Genomic DNA, 15938 nt, shown 5'->3' with positions numbered 1-15938 from the left:
GGGTGCCTGCTCAGTCATTGCTTTGCATCTGCATCACGGTCTTCTGTTTTTGATAGCCACCAAAGGCGTTGGGCAGGAACTGTTCGACCACGACCTGCCGCTTCTTGGCATCGATGGCGACGATGTGGCCGTTCTTGTCGCCGATGCCATTGCCCAGGGTCGCCCGGTAGATCTTGCCATCGGGGGTACGGAACACGCCCCAGAACTGGCCGTTGCTGGTCTGGACGATACCCGTGAGCGTGAGACTGCCGAGGTCGTATTTTTCCAGCGGTTGCAGCGGTCCCTTGTGCTCCGGTACAGGGCTGGTGCTGGCATTGGCTGCCTCGGCACGCAGCTGCAACTCCGAGAAACTGGTAAAGGGATCCCGGCCGAGGGGATTCTCATACTGGGTGGCGACGTAGGGTGTAATCTTGGGCAAGGGTGGGATGTGGCCTTCCGTGTGGGGTTCGGCGGCCACGAAGGCCTTGAGCTTGGCCAGGTTATCCTCGTGGGAGCAGCCCGTCAGCAGCAACGCACCACTGAGCAGGAACAGGACAGGTAGGCGCGTCTTCACGGTTTCTTGCCCTCCGTCTGCTGATTTTGCTCCGCCAGATAGCGGTAGGTCGTGGCGGTGCACTGCATCACGAGCTTTTGCGTAGCCGCCGCCCGAGCTGCGGGGGAGCCGGTGTTGGCCACACGGCTGATGTCGATGTCGTTGATGGTGACGATGCGCGGCATGGCCGCCACGGCTGCGGCGAATCGACCGATTTCGTCGTAGCTACCCACCACCTTGATCTTCACAGGGATCTCGGCGTAGAAATCCTTGTTGGTCTCGGGCAGTGGCTGAAAGAGTTCAAACTCCAGCCCCCGGCTCCGCCCAGCCAAGGTGACGTCATCCAGCAGCGAGGGGATCTGGCTGCGGTTGGGTAGCTGCTGCAGGAAGCGTTCAAAGCGCAGATTCATCTCCTGGATCTGGGCCTGGTAGGCCGGCAGGTTCGCCGCCAGCAACTGCTTTTCCCGCACTGCGTTCTTCAGGGACTCTTCCTGGGCGTGAAGCGTGTTGTAGCGGTCGTTCTCGGGCGAGATGAACCAGATCCAGGCGACGATACCGAGCAGGACGATCAGCACGAGTGCAGCAATGGCCTTGGTCTTCGTCGGCCAGCGCATGATGTCCTCCACCTGGAGGTGGCGCAGTTCATCGAGGGTCATGGGTGCGCTCCTGCATCCTTTGCGGTGCTGTCCGTGGCGGCGGTGGGGGATACGACCTGCATTTGCAGGGTGAACTGTTCCACGGTATCCCCGGCCAGTTGCGCTTTGCTGATGATGTCCAGGGTTGGTTTGGTGAGGACGCCGGAACCTTCGATGTGGCGCATGAAGGCGGCCACCTGGTCACTGGCCTGGGCGTACCCGTTGACGGTGATGGTGCTGCCCGTCTGCTGCAGATGGGTCAGGAAGACGCCCTTCGGGGTAATGGCGGCCAGGGTATTGAAGAGCCGCACGACGAGGTCACGCTGGTCCTGCAGTCGGGTGATGATGCCCTCGCGGGCGAGGAGCTCATCGCGTTTCTTGCGCAGATCGGCAATGGAGGCGATTTTCACATCGAGTTCCTTGGTCACGCCCTGCAGGTAGTTGACCTTCTCTTGTTCGTTGGCCACGCGCGCCGCAAAAATGCTGTAAATGCCGTAGTAGAGCAGGGTCGCGAGCAGCAACACCCCCACCAGGCCAAGAACGAAGAGTTGACTGCGGCGAGCCCTGGTCGCCTCGCGATAGGGCAGCAGGTTGATGCGGATCATGCGGGCAGCCTCCGAAGCGCGAGGCCGCAGGCGACGGCTAGGGAAGAGCGGTCGGCCTCAAGGAAACGGCGGCTGACCTGTGCCGCCATCTCCATGCCGGCAAAGGGATCGGGTGCCGCAACGGGGATGTGCACCAGTTGCTGCAACTGCGCGTCCAGCTGCGGCAGCATGGCACCAGCGCCGAAGAGTCGCACCGTCGCCAGCTGTACGTCCGGCATGCTGGCCTGAAAGAAATCCACGGCCCGGAAGATTTCCTGTGCCAGATTGCGAACGAAGGGCTGCAGGATGTCCTTGGGATAGTCCTGCGGCAGCCCACCAAAGCGCAGCATGCGCTGGGCGTCCTGGGGCTCGAGGCTGTAGCGCCTTTGCACTTCTTCGGCCAGCCGCCCACTGCCAAAATTGTGCTCGCGCGAATAGATGGGCTGACCCTCCTCGAAGACGTGGAGGGCGGTGGTGAGGCTCCCGACCTCGAGCAAGGCCACGGACGACTTTTCCTGCGGGCCTTCCAGATGCTGAAAAAGGCCCCAGAGGGTGAATTGCTGGACGTCGACGATCTTGGGTTTCAGACCGCTGGCCTCGAGGATGGCCGCGCGATCCTCGACGGTTTCTTTTTTGCAGGCCACCAGCAGCACCCGCTTGTAGCCGCGGCGCTGCTCATCGGGTCCGAGTTCGGCGAAATCGAAGTTGACGGCATCGATACTGTAGGGAATGTACTGGCTGCCCTCGAAGCGGATCTGCTCCTCGATACCCTCGTCATTGAGATCGGCGGGCAGGGAGATGACCTTGACGATGACGGCGTTGCTGGGCAGGGCCGTGGCCACGGCCTTGGTCCGGATGCGTGAGCGCTCGAGCATGCTGCGGATGGTGTGGGTCACGACGTCGACGTCGAGTACCTCGCGATCGTTGACGGCGCCGGCGGGTAGACTTTCGGAATCGGCATTCTCGACCCGGATACGTCCTCGGGAAGCCGACAGTTCGACGATTTTGACTGCCTCGGGAGATATATCCAGACCGAGCAGCGGAGGACTGGGCAAGCGCAGCACGTCATCTTCCTTCAAAGCTGTGGTTGAGCTTCATTCGCCCGCTTCGGGACCGCCACCGCGCGGGCCGTGGATCTCGGGCACGTCTGTTTTTTACAACTCGGGTGGGAAATTAGCAGCATTCCTTGCCCTGTCAAGGTAAATCGCAAGGCCGAATCCTCCGGTGCCGCCGCGGCGGTGGTTTGGCCGAGTGCCGTCTTTGCGCGTAAACTCCGAACCATGATCCTGGAACCCTGCGACAGCTTGGCGGCGACGGTGGCCGGTGGACCGGTGGCGGCCGAGACGGACGATCGGCACTGGATGGGCCTTGCCCTGGAGCAGGCGCGCTGCGCGAGCCTGGTCGGCGAAGTGCCCGTTGGCGCCGTGTTGCTCAGCGCCAGCGGCGCACTGCTGGCTCGTGCCCACAACCGCCCCATCGCAATGCAGGACCCTTGTGCCCACGCCGAGATCCTGGTCCTGCGCGAGGCGGCGCGCGCCCTTGGAAATTATCGATTGTTGGGAACGACCCTGTATGTGACCCTGGAACCTTGCGCCATGTGTGCCGGGGCCATGCTGCAGGCGCGGGTGGCGCAGCTCGTCTTCGCTGCCCGCGATCCAAAAGGGGGTGCGGTGGTCAGCCGTCTCGGGGTGCTCGACGCCGAACCCAGGCTCCATCGTCTGCGTTGGCGTGAGGGCCCTGGTGCCCGTGAAAGCCAAGCCCTCCTGCAGGATTTTTTTCGCGCTCGACGGGCCGGCAAGGGCGGTCGGGAAGCGTGAGTACCGCAATTTTGGAGCAACGGGATGTGCAGTGGCGCATTGCCACGTCCGGGCGCGGTCTGTACCCCCTGGATGGGCGCGTCGCCTCCTGGCTACGGGAAAATGCGGCCCTGGCCGGATGGGTGCAGGTTTTTCTGCCGCATACCTCGGCGGGCCTCATCCTGCAGGAGAATGCCGACCCCGACGTCCAGCGTGACCTGCTGGATTTCCTCGGCCGCCTGGTGCCCGACGGCGACCCGCGCTACCGTCATCGGAACGAGGGTCCGGACGACATGGCGGCACACATCCGCACGGTACTGACCCAGAACAGCCTGAGCATTCCGGTACGCGATGGCGTCCTGCAGCTGGGTACCTGGCAAGGGCTGTATCTCATCGAGCATCGACAGCAGGCGCAACAACGGCACCTGTGGGTCGGTTTCACGGGCCATTGCGCCCAGCGCTGAACCTACGAGGGAGAGATGTCGGAATTCCAAAAAAAATACGAGGGCTTGCTCTGGGCCATCCGCGAGTGGTCGGACTGGGAGAACTTCGTGACGCGGCTGGAAGCCCAGGGCGAGGGCTGGTACGCCTACTTCGTGGGTATGGATGTGCCGGAAAAGCCCCTCTCCGCCGAAGCGTTTCGCCGTTTCCTCAAGGAAATGGATCTGCTTTTGCGGCGCGATCACCACGAACGCTATCTCGGCATCGTGTATGTGGACGATCGCGACCACCCACAGTTCATCAAGATCTACGATCCCAACAATCTGGGGGCCTCCTGCGGCAGTAGTGGCAAACACATCCCGCCGGGCTGGATTCTGTCGAAGTGCGCTCCGCAGGCGCTCCAGGCCCCGCCCGTGATTCCCGAGGGAAGGCGGCGATGGTGGCAAACGCTGTTCAATTCGTGAGGAGAGGGCATGGAAGCCGATCTCAAGAAACTGGAGTTCGAGGGGATCCGACGGCTGTTGGAAAAGTTGTGCGCCACCCCCTATGGCGCCGATGCTGCCCGAAATTTGGCACCGGCTCCCAGCGTGGCGGCGGCACGGCAGCTCCAGCAGGCCATCGGTGCTGCCCGCCTGGGGCTTGAAAGTGGCGAAGGCCCGGTATTGCCCGAACTGCCGGACATCCGCGCAGCGCTCCGGCAAGCGGCGACGCCCGGTGCCGCCCTGTCCGGCGCTGCCCTGCGCAATCTGCACCGGGTACTGCGCGTTGGTAAGGAACTCCGTCCCTTCGTCGAGAGGCGACCGCTACTCCTGCCCGCCGGTGCAGCGCGGCTCGATGGTGCTGCCGAACTCATCGGCCGCATAGATGCCCAGCTCTTGCCCAACGGCGCCGTGCGCGAGGATGCATCGCCGGAGCTGCGCGCACTCCACGGCGAACTGAAGACGGCACGCGAAGGAGTGCAGCGGGACCTGGCTTCCCACCTGCGCAGTGACGGGGCCAAGGCCCACTGGGCTGGCCAACGCCTTTGTCTGCACCTACCGGACGGCTTTCGCGAAGAGATTCGCGGCGTTCGTCGCGGTGCCGGTCCAGGGGGGCACGGATTTCTGGTGGAGCCCATGGAACTCGTGGCCGGCAACAACCGCCTGGAAAAGCTGGCCGGGAGTGTGGAGCAGCACAATCAGGCACTGCTGCGGGCGCTGACGGACGAGGTGCGCGGCCATCTGGAGGCACTGCAGCAGCTCGTGGATAGTCTGACCTGGCTGGATCTGGCGGTGGCCGGAGCGCAATTGTCCATACACCTGCAGGCGCAGCCCGCCGAACTCGTGGACGACCCGATACTGGTGCTGGAAGGCGCTCGGCATCCGCAGCTGATCCTCGCCCACGCCGAAGGGCACGGGCCAGAGCCCCGTCCCTTGAATGTCCGTATCGACGCCGAATGCCCCATTCTGGTGGTCACGGGCCCCAATACCGGGGGCAAGAGCGTGTCGCTGAAGACGGTTGGTCTGCTCACGGTCATGGCCCACTGTGGTCTGCATCTACCCGTCTCGGGGCGAGCGGTAGTCGGCAACTTCCAGCGGGTGTTCGTGGATATGGGCGACCCGCAGAGTGTTGCCTTTGCCTTGTCCACCTTTTCCGGTCACGTGGAGGTGCTCAAGCGGCTTCTGGAGGCGGCGGATGACCATACCCTCATCCTCTTGGATGAGCTGGGCACCGGCACCGATCCCGAGGAGGGGGCGGCATTGGCCATGGCGGTGCTGGATCATTTGGCGCGCCGGGGAGTGCGTGGGATGGTTACCACCCACCTCACGCCCATCAAGGCCTTTGCCGAGGCGCACGCAGGACTGCAGAATGCCTCCATGCGTTTCGACCATCAGCGTCTCGAACCCACCTACGAACTACAGATCGGCGTAGCCGGCCAGTCTCTGGGGTTGCTGGTGGCGGAAAAGCGCGGTCTGCCCTCCGATCTGGTCGCCCAGGCGCGCACCTACCTCGAACAATTACACAGCGGGGGCGCCTGAATCCAGCGGCGCCGACCGCGCCCTGCGGCGCTGTCTGCATAGACCCCGCTCGGCGGGCGCCAAAGCTTTTTTATTTGACCTTATGGATAAAAATGCATAGCGTGGGTTCGCGGATTTTTATTCCTGAAGGAGTAGAACATGACTGGCCTCCAAACGACCATGGATCGTTCCAGCGCCGAACTGGAGCGGGAGATCTCGGGTGCAGAGATCGTCGTGCGCGCGCTGCGTGACGAGGGAGTCGAGTTCGTATTCGGTTATCCCGGCGGCGCGGTCCTCTACATCTACGACGAACTGGCCAGGCAGGAGGAGCTAAAGCACATCCTGGTGCGTCATGAGCAGGCTGCGGTGCACGCCGCCGATGCCTACGCCCGGGCCACGGGCCGCGTCGGTGTGGCGCTGGTGACCAGTGGACCCGGCGCCACCAACGCCGTCACCGGGATCGCTACGGCGTACATGGATTCCGTGCCCTTGGTGATCATTACCGGGCAGGTGCCCGTGGCACTCATCGGCAACGATGCCTTTCAGGAAGTGGACACGGTGGGTATCACCCGGCCCTGCACCAAACACAATTTTCTGGTGAAGGATGTGGCGGACCTGGCCAGCACCCTGAAGACCGCCTTCTTCCTCGCGGCCTCGGGGCGGCCCGGTCCGGTGCTGGTGGACATCCCCAAGGACATCACGGCCAAACGCTGCGTCTATCGTTATCCCGACAAGGTCCAGTTGCGTTCCTACAAGCCGACGGTCAAGGGGCACGCTGGTCAGGTGCGTAAGGCGGTGCAGCTCATTGCCAGCGCCGAGCGACCCATGTTCTACACGGGCGGCGGCATCATCCTCGGCAATGCCGCCGAGGCCTTGACGGCCTTCGTCCGGCACCTGGGCGCGCCGATTACCAATACCTTGATGGGTCTTGGCGGGTTTCCAGCGAGTGACCCGCAGTTTCTGGGCATGCTGGGCATGCACGGCACCTTCGAGGCCAACATGGCCGTACAGCATAGCGACGTTCTCGTTGCTCTCGGTGCGCGCTTCGACGACCGGGTGACCGGGAATCTCGAGGCCTTTGCCCCGCACGCGCGCATCGTCCACGTCGATGTGGATCCCTCGTCCATCTCCAAGAACGTCAAGGTGGACGTTCCCATCGTCGGCGATCTGGCCGTGGTACTTGCGGAAATGGACCAGGCCTGGCGTGAGGGGGGGCACCGTCTCGATCCGGCCGCACTCAAGGCCTGGTGGGAGCAGATTGCCTCCTGGCGGGCGCGGGAGTGCCTGCGCTACGAGCAGGGCGAGGACATCATTAAGCCCCAGTATGTGGTGCAGAAGCTCCACGAACTCACGGGCGGTGACGCCATCGTCACCTCCGACGTCGGTCAGCACCAGATGTGGGCGGCGCAGTTCTACGGGTTTGATGCGCCGCGTCGCTGGATCAACAGTGGTGGTCTCGGTACCATGGGCTATGGTCTGCCGGCTGCCATGGGGGCGCAGCTTGCCGACCCCGAGCGTACGGTGGTCTGCATCACGGGCGAGGGCAGTATCCAAATGAACATCCAGGAGCTCTCCACCTGCCTGCAGCATCGTCTGCCCATCAAGATCGCCTGTCTCAACAACCATTACCTCGGCATGGTGCGGCAGTGGCAGGAGTTTTTCTACGAAAGCCGTTATGCCATGAGCTATGTCGATGCGCTGCCGGACTTCGTCAAGCTGGCGGAGGCCTATGGGCACATCGGCCTGCGTGCCGATCGTCCCGCCGATGTCGAGCCGGTGATCCGCGAGGCCCTGCGTCTCAAGGATCGCCTGGTGTTCATGGACTTTCAGGTGGATCCCACGGAGAATGTCTATCCCATGGTGCCGGCCGGCGCCGCCCTCTCGGATATGATTCTCCTCTGATATGCAGAGTCCTCGCCACATCATCTCGATCCTTCTGGAAAACGAATCCGGCGCCCTGTCCCGGGTCGCCGGGCTGTTCTCGGCGCGGGGCTACAATATCGAAGCCATGACCGTAGCGCCCACCCACGACGCCAGCATTTCGCGCATGACCGTGGTTACCCGTGGCTCCGAAGAAATCATGGAGCAGGTGCTGAAACAGTTGAACAAGCTCGTGGAAGTGATCCGCGTCCACGACCTGACGGACGGGCCGCACATCGAACGCGAGCTCATGCTCATCAAGGTGCACGCCGTGGGTCCGGACCGGGAAGAGGTCAAGCGCCTGGCGGACATCTTCCGCGGGCGCATCATCGACGTTACCGACCGCTCCTACACCATCGAGCTCACGGGCACCGGAGAAAAGCTGGACGCCTTTCTCAGTGCCCTGGACCCGGGTATGGTCATCGACGTAGTGCGCAGCGGCGCCAGTGCCATCGCCCGCGGCTCCCGCAGCATCTGATTCCGTCATCGCCTTTTCATCGTCACAGCTACTGAGGACCTCATGAAAGTTTTTTACGACAACGACGCCGATCTTGCCCTGATCCAAAAGAAAAAGGTGGCCATCCTGGGCTACGGTTCCCAAGGACACGCGCACGCTCTGAACCTCAAGGATTCTGGCGTCGATGTGGTGGTGGGTCTGCGTCCGGATTCGGCTTCGCGGGAGAAGGCGACCAAGGCTGGTCTGGAAGTGCGGGATGTGCCGGAGGCGGTGGCGGCGGCGGATCTCGTCATGGTGCTCACGCCGGATGAGGGTCAGGCACGGCTCTACCGGGAGGAGATCCTCCCGCACATCCGTCAGGGTGCGGCACTGCTCTTTGCCCATGGCTTCAACGTGCATTTTGGGCAAGTGCACCCGCGGGCCGATCTCGACTGTTTTCTCATAGCGCCCAAAGGCCCTGGTCATCTGGTTCGCTCCACCTATACCCAGGGTGGTGGTGTTCCCTGCCTCATCGCCATCCATCAGGATGCCAGTGGTAATGCCAAGAACCTTGCCCTGGCCTATGCCAAGGCCATCGGCGGCACGCGGGCGGGGGTCATCGAGACCAGTTTCCGTGAAGAGACGGAAACGGATCTCTTCGGCGAGCAGGCCGTGCTCTGTGGCGGCGTCAGCGCCCTGGTACAGGCAGGTTTCGAGACGCTGGTGGAGGCGGGTTACGCGCCGGAGATGGCCTACTTCGAGTGTCTCCACGAACTCAAGCTCATTGTCGACCTCATGTACGAGGGTGGCATTGCCAACATGCGCTATTCCATCTCCAATACTGCGGAATACGGTGATCTCACCCGTGGCCCGCGGATCATCGACGCGCGCACCAAGGCGGAGATGGCCAAGATTCTCAAGGAGATCCAGACGGGCGAATTCGCCCGCGAGTTCATCCTCGAAAATCAGGCGGGGACCCCCAGAATGCAGGCCATGCGGCGGCTCGGTGCCGAGCATCCCATCGAGGTGGTGGGACAGAAGTTGCGCGCCATGATGACCTGGATCGGCCAGAACCGTATCGTGGATCGCTCCCGCAACTAGGGGAAGCTCGCACATGCGGGCCCGTTTGTCAGCAGGCCTTGGGCAGCGTGGTCGGGGCGGAGTGCTTCCTGTACCCTTCGCTCCTGGGTCGCGTCGCTGCATGTGTCCAGACTTGCCATGAACCGGAAAGCTCGGATTCTTGGCATTGCCCTGGAGGGGTGGCCTTTCATCCTGGCCTTCCTCGCCCTTACTGCGCTGCTCTGGTGCCTGGCGGGTTTGTGGTGGAGCCTGCCCATGCTACTGCTCAGCCTTTTCAGCCTCCAGTTCTTTCGAGATCCGCAGCGCCCACTGCCCGAGGCGCTGGCTGGCGGCGTACTCTGTCCAGCGGATGGGCGAGTCATCGCCATCGAGCAGGTGGAAGATCCCTATCTCCAGCGGCCTGCCATCAAGATCAGTATTTTCATGAACGTCTTTGATGTGCACGTCAACCGTACACCGGTGGCGGGATTGGTGCGGGGTGTCTGGTACTTTCCCGGGCGCTTCTTCAACGCTGCTCTGGCCAAGGCATCCCTGGAGAACGAGCGTAACGCCCTGTGGCTGCAGAGTGAGTTCGGGCAGGATGTTACCGTGGTGCAAGTTGCAGGCCTCGTCGCTCGGCGGATTCTGTGTTACCTGCGTCAGGGTGATGTGGCGGAACTGGGCGGAAGACTCGGCTTCATTCGCTTTGGATCTCGGGTCGATACCTATTTGCCTCTGGGTAGCCAGCTGCGGGTGAGTCTGGGGGACAAGGTGCGTTCGGGAGCCCAGTGGCTGGCCGTTTTGCCCGAGACCCAGGCGTGAAAGCGCATTACCCACGCCGGGGCGTCTACCTCCTCCCCAATCTCTTCACTACCGCCAGTCTTTTTGCGGCCTTCTATGCCATCGTGGCCTCCGTTCACGGACATTTCCGGGTGGCGGCCATCGCCATTTTCATAGCCATGATCCTGGACGGCCTGGATGGGCGGGTAGCGCGCATGACCGGTACGCAGAGCGCCTTTGGTGCCGAGTACGACTCCCTGGCCGATGTCATCGCCTTCGGTGTCGCTCCAGCGCTGCTGGTGCTGCTCTGGGGCCTACAGGACTACGGCAAGTTCGGCTGGCTCGGCGCCTTTGTCTACACCGCCTGCGGTGCCTTGCGTCTGGCGCGCTTCAACAGTCAGGTACACAGTGCTTCGAAGCGCTATTTTCAGGGCCTGCCCATCCCCACGGCCGCCGCCGTGCTGACCAGCTTGGTGTGGGTTGCCGTGGGTGAGCGCCATCCCTGGCTGACGCGCGTGGCGGAGGTGCTTGCCCTCGTGCTCGTCTATCTGCTGGCGCTGCTCATGGTCAGCAACATCCGTTACCGCAGTTTCAAGGACTTTGACCTGCACGGACGGGTACCTTTCGCATTGGCCATCGGCTTCGTGTTGATCTTGGCGCTCATTGCCATTCACCCACCCCTGGTACTCTTCGGTGCGGCTTTGCTCTTCACCCTGAGCGGCCCTCTGCTCACCCTGTGGCAGATGCGCCAGCACCGTCTGCTACGACGACGTCACGGCAGTCGCTGAGTGCCTCCATCCTAGGGCGAGACGCGAATGATCATGACCGCAAGCACGCCGGTGATGGTCAGGAGAATCACTCCGTACAGGCCGTACAGAAACTTGTTGATGTGATACTCCCCCTGATCCACCTTACGCACCGTACGGATGAAGTTGATACCGCCGATGACGAGATTGGTGACGCCCAGCAGGATGAAGACGATACCCATGCCCGAGAAGCCCTCGCCCATGGTCAGTTTGGTGTGCAACATCACCGATAACTGTTCCAGGAAGAAGTCGAATTTCTCGATGACGAAGCCGAAGGCGATGAGGCCGATGCCGGTCCGTACCCACGCGAGGAAGGTACGCTCCGCTGCCATGTAGATGCGCGGGTCGATGATTTCTTTAGCTGCCACAGTGATTCCTTTACCGATGTGTTCGAGGTCGGTCATGAACCAGAATCCCACCAAAAAGACGAGGATGATGGCGGGCCAGGTGAGTAGGCGAAAAAGCTCCGTAAAAAAATGGGCCAGGTGGCCATAGTGCAGAGCGTGAAAAAGCACGGCAAGGCGTGCGGAAAGGAGGCCCGTGCCGATGGCAATAAAGAGGAACTTGAAGTAGCCAAGGTAAGTGCGTTCCAGCGCCATATAGAGACGCGGCTCGCGGGCAGTGGGCAAGCGCCGCAGCAACATCATGGGGTTTAGGCTCCGTCAGTGCCCAAGGCTCAGAGCCAGGCGGCGGTACTGGATGGCTTCGGCCAGGTCTTCCCGGTGTATCGAGTCCCTTGCCTCCAGGTCGGCAATGCTGCGTGCCACCCGCAGCACCCGATGGTAGGCGCGTGCCGAGAATGCAAGGCTCTGCGCGGCACGCTCCAGAAAACTGCGATCTGCCGGTGCCAGAGTCACCTGCCGATCCAGGGCCTTGCCCTGGAGCTGTCCGTTGAGGCAGCCCTGACGCAGCATCTGCCGCTCACGAGCAGCACCGATGCGCTCGCGCCAATACGCCGAATCCGGGCCCGATTCCTTCTGCTGGAGTGCTTCGATGGGCAAAGCGGGTACCTCAACCTGAATGTCGATACGATCCAAAAGCGGCCCCGAGAGCCGGCCGCGGTACTGCTGAATCTGGGCGGGTGTGCAGCGGCAGGCCTCCCGCGGGTTGCCCAGATGACCGCAAGGGCAGGGATTCATGGCCGCCACCAACTGAAAGCGGGCCGGGTAGGAGGTATGCCGATTGGCCCGGGAAATGTGAATCTCACCCGTTTCCAGAGGCTCCCGCAGGGCCTCGAGGACGGCCCGCGGAAATTCTGGCAGTTCGTCCAGAAAAAGTACACCGCCGTGGGCGAGGCTGATCTCGCCGGGTTTGGGACGCGATCCGCCGCCCACCAGCGCCGCAACGGAGGCACTGTGGTGTGGACTGCGAAAGGGCCGGCGTCGCCAGTGGCGACTCTCGAAGCTGCCGTGCAGACTGTGTAGGGCAGCGACCTCCATGGCCTCGTCCCGTTGCAGGGGTGGCAAGAGGCCCGGTAAGCGCATGGCCAGCATACTCTTGCCGGTACCCGGAGGACCCGACAAAAGCAAGTGATGACCACCCAGGGCAGCGACCACCAGCGCCCGCTTGACCATCTCCTGGCCCCGCACATCGGCAATATCCGGCAAGGTCTCGGCAAGTGCTTCGGGTTCCCCCGCCGGGCCATGGCTGGCTTCCCATGCTGGCAGATGCCGCTGTCCTCGTAGATGGGCTACGGCCTGTGCCAAGGTGGCCGCAGCGCGGATGACCGCACCCTCGGCCAGAACGGCTTCATCGGCATTGGCCCGAGGCAAGAGCAATTCCCGGCCCGCACCACTGGCCGCCAGGGCAGCACTCAGGGCACCGGGCACCGGGCGCAGACCACCGTCCAGAGCCAATTCACCGATGCACTCCATGGCCGTGAGGGCGGCCATGGGGATCTGACCGCTGGCAGCGAGGATGCCTAGGGCGATGGGTAGATCGAAGCGACCCCCTTCCTTGGGTAGGTCCGCCGGGGCGAGGTTGACGACGATGCGCCGCGCCGGAAAATCGAGGCCACTGTTCTGGATGGCCGAGCGCACCCGGTCGCGGGCCTCTTTCACCGCCGTTTCGGCAAGCCCCACGACGGCAAAGGTGGGCAGACCCGGTCCGAGATCACACTCCACCACCACTTCGGCGCCCTGAATGCCGGCAACCGCACGACTCTGAACGATTGCCAGGGGCACGCTTCAGTCCGCGGCACTGGGCGCGGAGGGCGTGGCTTCGCCGGTCTGTTCTTCCTCCAAACGGGCGACGCGCTCCTCCAGGGCCGCCAGCCGCGCGCCGAGGCGGGCAACCAGGTCCTGCTGGATGTCGAAGTCCTCGCGGGTGACGATATCCAGGCGATCCAGGGCGTTGGCCACCGCCGCACGCAGCTGCTGGTCCACGTCTTCCTTGACGGAGCCGAGGCGGGCGAGGGTGTCGCCTAGGGCGGCGGCAATGTTGTCGGCAATACGGTTCTGCATGACGGACTCCTCAGAGGCCTGTGGCCTGTCGAATGAAAAAAGCCTTGACGGGTGGAATCAGGTTGCTGCCCATGAGCCCGATGTCGCGCAGGCCAGCCAGGGCAGCACTGCGGTTGGAGAAAAGCCGGTTGAGCGCGCCGCAGGTCAGTACCGTGACCAGATTGTCGGGACGACGCTGGCGTTCGTATTGTGCCAGTACCGCAGCCGAGCCCCAATCCCGGCGCTGCCGCTGCGCCTCGACGAGAATCTGGCGCAAGGCCGCAACATCGCGAAAACCCAGATTGACGCCAAGCCCGGCAAGGGGGTGCACACCGTGGGCACTGTCGCCCAGAACGACGGCACGCTCGCTGCGGTAGCGGCTAAGGTGCAGGGCCGACAGGGGGTAGTGACCGCGTTTGCCGACGGCCGTAAAGCGCCCCAGCTGGGCTCCAAAACTTTCCTGCATGCGACACAGAAATTCAGCGTCCGACAGTGCCAGCAACCGCCGCGCCAAGCTGTTACGCGCGCTCCAGACAATGCTTGCCCGCGGCTGGCCACCAGCGTCGTCGCTGAAGGGCAGGACGGCCAGTGGTCCTGTCGGGAGAAAACGCTGGTAAGCGGTGCCAGTGTGCGGCCTTTCCATCCACACCGTCGCGGTGATGGCCTGCTGCCGGTAGTCCTCACGCCAGATAGGGGCCGGCGCACAGCGATCCCGGAGCCTGGATTCACGACCCTCGGCAATGGCAAGGAGCGTCGTGGCGATGGCCTCACCATGGCCATCGTAGAGCAATCGGTGATGGTCTTGCAGCGGGCCCGCCTGCCATTGGGTGGCGTAGTGTATGGCCACGCCCGCGTCCTTGAGAGCCGCGTGCAGGGCTTGTTCCAGTGCTCGGTTCTCGACCATGTAGCCAAGGCGGGGCAAACCCTCATCCTCGGCGTCCAGTTGTATGCTCCCGGGCCATTGGTGATCCCAGACCCGCATCCGCAACACGGGTGTGCCCAGACGCGCAATATCGATGCCGAGATCCGCCAAAAACTCTGAGGCAGCGGCATTGATGAGACTGATGCGCTCGTAGGGATCGTGCGTTGCACAATCGCTGGCGCTGCGGCGCTCGGCAATGGCCACTCGCCAGTGTTCGCGCGCCAGTGCTAGGGCAAGGGCGGCACCGACCATTCCGGCCCCGGATACCGCCAAGTCATAGTGGTCACGTTCGGGCATAGGCAGCATTCTCCACGTCGAGGTCGGGAATGTGACTGGCCGAAGGCAGACGCAGACCCGCAAGGCGCGCCGCGAGGCGGGCCTTGATTCCTGGCGACATCTGCAATGCCGCCAGACCTGCGGCGCGCAGCAGATGCACGGGGGCGGAGCGAAGCCCGAAGAGACGGTTCATACCCTCCGTAAAGGCGATGATCTCCAGCCGATCGCGCCTGCGGATGCGCTGAAAATCCTGGAGCAGCTGGATTGCGCCGGGATCCTCGGCACGCTCGAGGCTTTCCCGCAGCAGCGCGGCGAGGGTGATGCTGTCGCGCAGACCGAGATTGTAGCCTTGGCCGGCCAAGGGGTGCAGGGTCTGGGCGGCATTGCCCAAAAGCACGACGCGACTCTCGGGCGCGGCCGTGTACTGCTGGAAGTACAGGGGATAGAAGCCGCGATTATGCACCTCGGTCACGGCGGCAAGACCTTGGGGCCGGACGGCGTTGAGCTTCTGCAGGAAGACCACATCGTTGGCACGGAGCAGGACTGCCGCCTCGCTCGGAAACAGGCTCCACACCAGGGAAAATTCCCGGGGTGCGTCTACGGGCAGAAAGGCAAGCGGTCCACTGGCCAGAAAGTGCTCATAGGCGCAGCGCTCTCCACTGGGCTCGCTGGCCACCCGCACCCGGGCGACGAGGGCCTGACGATTATGGTCCCAGCCGCGGCGCTGCAGACCCAGCAGAGGGCCAAGATGTCCGTGTCCGCCATCGGCGAGGACGACGAGCCGAGCCTGGATCCTGGCCTTGGGCCACTGCAGCTCCACGTGGTCTGGGTGCCAGGAAAAGCCTTGCAGCGGTCCCCAGGGCTTGGCCTTCACCGTTCCCAGCCGCTCGAGACCCTGGGCGATGGTTGCACTCAGGGTGGATAATGGCCACACCTCGCCGAGGCGTTTTTCCGGGATGGCCAACAGGCGGTGAGAGAGCTCTACCCTGGGGCCTCCACGCGCCTGAGAGATCTGTACCCGGGCGATGGCGCCAAGTCCTGGATCACCCAGCCGCACGCCCAGTGCGTCCAGCAGACGGCGCGACCCCGCGGCGAGGGCCACCGTTCTCTCGGCGTTCTGTTCCGGGCTGTGGGCCATCGCGGGACGGGTGTCCACCAGGAGACAAGACCGCCCAAGCTCGCCAAGGGCGAGGACCAGACTCTGCGCCACCGGGCCGTTGCCCAGTATCGCGATCTCCGCGTTCTCGCTCACCTCGGCCGTTGCAGGATTCATGCTGCCATTTAAGAGCAAAGCCCGGACCAGGGCAAGGGGC

At 63.4% G+C, this 15938-nt stretch carries 18 protein-coding genes; 9 read left to right on the top strand and 9 right to left on the bottom strand.

The window, feature by feature from the left end:
- Window positions 1-10: 10 nt before the first annotated feature.
- The 4 genes from ACAty_RS07530 to pilM are packed head-to-tail and all read right to left on the bottom strand — an operon-like array spanning window position 11 to window position 2815.
- Window positions 11-553, bottom strand: coding sequence for a pilus assembly protein PilP (locus ACAty_RS07530; protein WP_004872401.1), 543 nt, complete (start codon window positions 551-553; stop codon window positions 11-13).
- On the bottom strand, window positions 550-1188 hold the full coding sequence (locus ACAty_RS07525) for a type IV pilus inner membrane component PilO (RefSeq protein WP_004872400.1): 639 nt from the start codon (window positions 1186-1188) through the stop codon (window positions 550-552). The genes ACAty_RS07530 and ACAty_RS07525 overlap by 4 nt, the downstream gene beginning before the upstream one ends.
- Window positions 1185-1772, bottom strand: coding sequence for a PilN domain-containing protein (locus tag ACAty_RS07520; protein ID WP_004872399.1), 588 nt, complete (start codon window positions 1770-1772; stop codon window positions 1185-1187). The genes ACAty_RS07525 and ACAty_RS07520 overlap by 4 nt, the downstream gene beginning before the upstream one ends.
- Window positions 1769-2815 carry a type IV pilus assembly protein PilM gene (gene pilM, locus ACAty_RS07515; protein WP_004872398.1) on the bottom strand — a complete coding sequence of 349 codons (1047 nt, stop codon included), beginning with the start codon at window positions 2813-2815 and terminating at the stop codon, window positions 1769-1771. Before pilM ends, ACAty_RS07520 begins: the two co-directional genes overlap by 4 nt.
- A 216-nt stretch (window positions 2816-3031) precedes the next feature.
- On the opposite strand from pilM, the gene tadA reads away from it, so the two are divergent.
- The 9 genes from tadA to pssA all read left to right on the top strand — a co-directional run bounded on the left by tadA (window position 3032) and on the right by pssA (window position 10968).
- The gene (gene tadA, locus ACAty_RS07510; protein WP_004872396.1) at window positions 3032-3568 is read left to right on the top strand and encodes a tRNA adenosine(34) deaminase TadA; all 537 of its coding nucleotides are present in this window, start codon (window positions 3032-3034) and stop codon (window positions 3566-3568) included.
- A complete protein-coding gene (locus ACAty_RS07505; RefSeq protein ID WP_226047637.1) occupies window positions 3565-4011 on the top strand; it encodes a secondary thiamine-phosphate synthase enzyme YjbQ in 447 nt (148 codons plus the stop codon). The genes tadA and ACAty_RS07505 overlap by 4 nt, the downstream gene beginning before the upstream one ends.
- A 15-nt stretch (window positions 4012-4026) precedes the next feature.
- Window positions 4027-4452 carry a hypothetical protein gene (locus ACAty_RS07500; protein WP_004872387.1) on the top strand — a complete coding sequence of 142 codons (426 nt, stop codon included), beginning with the start codon at window positions 4027-4029 and terminating at the stop codon, window positions 4450-4452.
- Between the two features lie 9 nt (window positions 4453-4461).
- Window positions 4462-6006, top strand: coding sequence for an endonuclease MutS2 (locus tag ACAty_RS07495; RefSeq protein WP_004872386.1), 1545 nt, complete (start codon window positions 4462-4464; stop codon window positions 6004-6006).
- Window positions 6007-6144: 138 nt separating this feature from the next.
- Window positions 6145-7887: a biosynthetic-type acetolactate synthase large subunit gene (gene ilvB, locus ACAty_RS07490; protein ID WP_004872385.1), complete on the top strand. Its 1743-nt coding sequence runs from the start codon at window positions 6145-6147 to the stop codon at window positions 7885-7887.
- Window position 7888: 1 nt separating this feature from the next.
- A complete protein-coding gene (gene ilvN / locus ACAty_RS07485) occupies window positions 7889-8383 on the top strand; it encodes an acetolactate synthase small subunit (RefSeq protein WP_004872384.1) in 495 nt (164 codons plus the stop codon).
- Window positions 8384-8425: 42 nt separating this feature from the next.
- Window positions 8426-9442: a ketol-acid reductoisomerase gene (ilvC, locus tag ACAty_RS07480; RefSeq protein WP_004872383.1), complete on the top strand. Its 1017-nt coding sequence runs from the start codon at window positions 8426-8428 to the stop codon at window positions 9440-9442.
- 117 nt (window positions 9443-9559) lie between these two features.
- Window positions 9560-10222, top strand: a complete 663-nt coding sequence (locus ACAty_RS07475) for a phosphatidylserine decarboxylase (protein WP_004872382.1) — start codon at window positions 9560-9562, stop codon at window positions 10220-10222.
- Window positions 10219-10968, top strand: coding sequence for a CDP-diacylglycerol--serine O-phosphatidyltransferase (gene pssA / locus ACAty_RS07470; RefSeq protein ID WP_004872381.1), 750 nt, complete (start codon window positions 10219-10221; stop codon window positions 10966-10968). The genes ACAty_RS07475 and pssA overlap by 4 nt, the downstream gene beginning before the upstream one ends.
- An 11-nt stretch (window positions 10969-10979) precedes the next feature.
- Here pssA and ACAty_RS07465 read toward each other — a convergent pair whose 3' ends face one another.
- Genes ACAty_RS07465 through ACAty_RS07445 form a run of 5 tightly spaced genes read right to left on the bottom strand, consistent with a single transcriptional unit; the run spans window position 10980 to window position 15898 of the window.
- Window positions 10980-11633, bottom strand: a complete 654-nt coding sequence (locus ACAty_RS07465) for a YidH family protein (protein WP_004872380.1) — start codon at window positions 11631-11633, stop codon at window positions 10980-10982.
- Between the two features lie 15 nt (window positions 11634-11648).
- On the bottom strand, window positions 11649-13169 hold the full coding sequence (locus tag ACAty_RS07460; protein ID WP_004872379.1) for a YifB family Mg chelatase-like AAA ATPase: 1521 nt from the start codon (window positions 13167-13169) through the stop codon (window positions 11649-11651).
- A gap of 3 nt (window positions 13170-13172) precedes the next feature.
- Window positions 13173-13448 (bottom strand): accessory factor UbiK family protein, encoded by a 276-nt coding sequence (locus ACAty_RS07455; RefSeq protein ID WP_004872378.1) that lies wholly within the window; start codon window positions 13446-13448, stop codon window positions 13173-13175.
- Window positions 13449-13458: 10 nt separating this feature from the next.
- Entirely contained in the window at window positions 13459-14646 is a 1188-nt protein-coding gene (locus ACAty_RS07450) for an FAD-dependent monooxygenase (RefSeq protein ID WP_004872376.1), read from the bottom strand.
- Window positions 14633-15898 (bottom strand): FAD-dependent monooxygenase, encoded by a 1266-nt coding sequence (locus ACAty_RS07445; protein ID WP_038472750.1) that lies wholly within the window; start codon window positions 15896-15898, stop codon window positions 14633-14635. The genes ACAty_RS07450 and ACAty_RS07445 overlap by 14 nt, the downstream gene beginning before the upstream one ends.
- Window positions 15899-15938: the final 40 nt, after the last annotated feature.

This window comes from Acidithiobacillus caldus ATCC 51756 (genome assembly GCF_000175575.2).
Classification (GTDB): domain Bacteria; phylum Pseudomonadota; class Gammaproteobacteria; order Acidithiobacillales; family Acidithiobacillaceae; genus Acidithiobacillus_A; species Acidithiobacillus_A caldus.
Note: the sequence above shows the minus strand (reverse complement) of the source record. Positions and strands in the feature narration are given on the sequence as shown.

Coding starts and splice junctions, on each gene's coding strand:
- ACAty_RS07525 (WP_004872400.1), bottom strand. CDS start 1,188: ATGACCCTCGATGAACTGCGCCACCTCCAGGTGGAGGACATCATGCGC.
- ACAty_RS07465 (WP_004872380.1), bottom strand. CDS start 11,633: ATGATGTTGCTGCGGCGCTTGCCCACTGCCCGCGAGCCGCGTCTCTAT.
- ilvB (WP_004872385.1), top strand. CDS start 6,145: ATGACTGGCCTCCAAACGACCATGGATCGTTCCAGCGCCGAACTGGAG.
- ACAty_RS07500 (WP_004872387.1), top strand. CDS start 4,027: ATGTCGGAATTCCAAAAAAAATACGAGGGCTTGCTCTGGGCCATCCGC.
- ACAty_RS07450 (WP_004872376.1), bottom strand. CDS start 14,646: ATGCCCGAACGTGACCACTATGACTTGGCGGTATCCGGGGCCGGAATG.
- ilvC (WP_004872383.1), top strand. CDS start 8,426: ATGAAAGTTTTTTACGACAACGACGCCGATCTTGCCCTGATCCAAAAG.
- ACAty_RS07445 (WP_038472750.1), bottom strand. CDS start 15,898: ATGAATCCTGCAACGGCCGAGGTGAGCGAGAACGCGGAGATCGCGATA.
- tadA (WP_004872396.1), top strand. CDS start 3,032: ATGATCCTGGAACCCTGCGACAGCTTGGCGGCGACGGTGGCCGGTGGA.
- ACAty_RS07495 (WP_004872386.1), top strand. CDS start 4,462: ATGGAAGCCGATCTCAAGAAACTGGAGTTCGAGGGGATCCGACGGCTG.
- ACAty_RS07455 (WP_004872378.1), bottom strand. CDS start 13,448: ATGCAGAACCGTATTGCCGACAACATTGCCGCCGCCCTAGGCGACACC.
- ilvN (WP_004872384.1), top strand. CDS start 7,889: ATGCAGAGTCCTCGCCACATCATCTCGATCCTTCTGGAAAACGAATCC.
- ACAty_RS07520 (WP_004872399.1), bottom strand. CDS start 1,772: ATGATCCGCATCAACCTGCTGCCCTATCGCGAGGCGACCAGGGCTCGC.
- ACAty_RS07475 (WP_004872382.1), top strand. CDS start 9,560: ATGAACCGGAAAGCTCGGATTCTTGGCATTGCCCTGGAGGGGTGGCCT.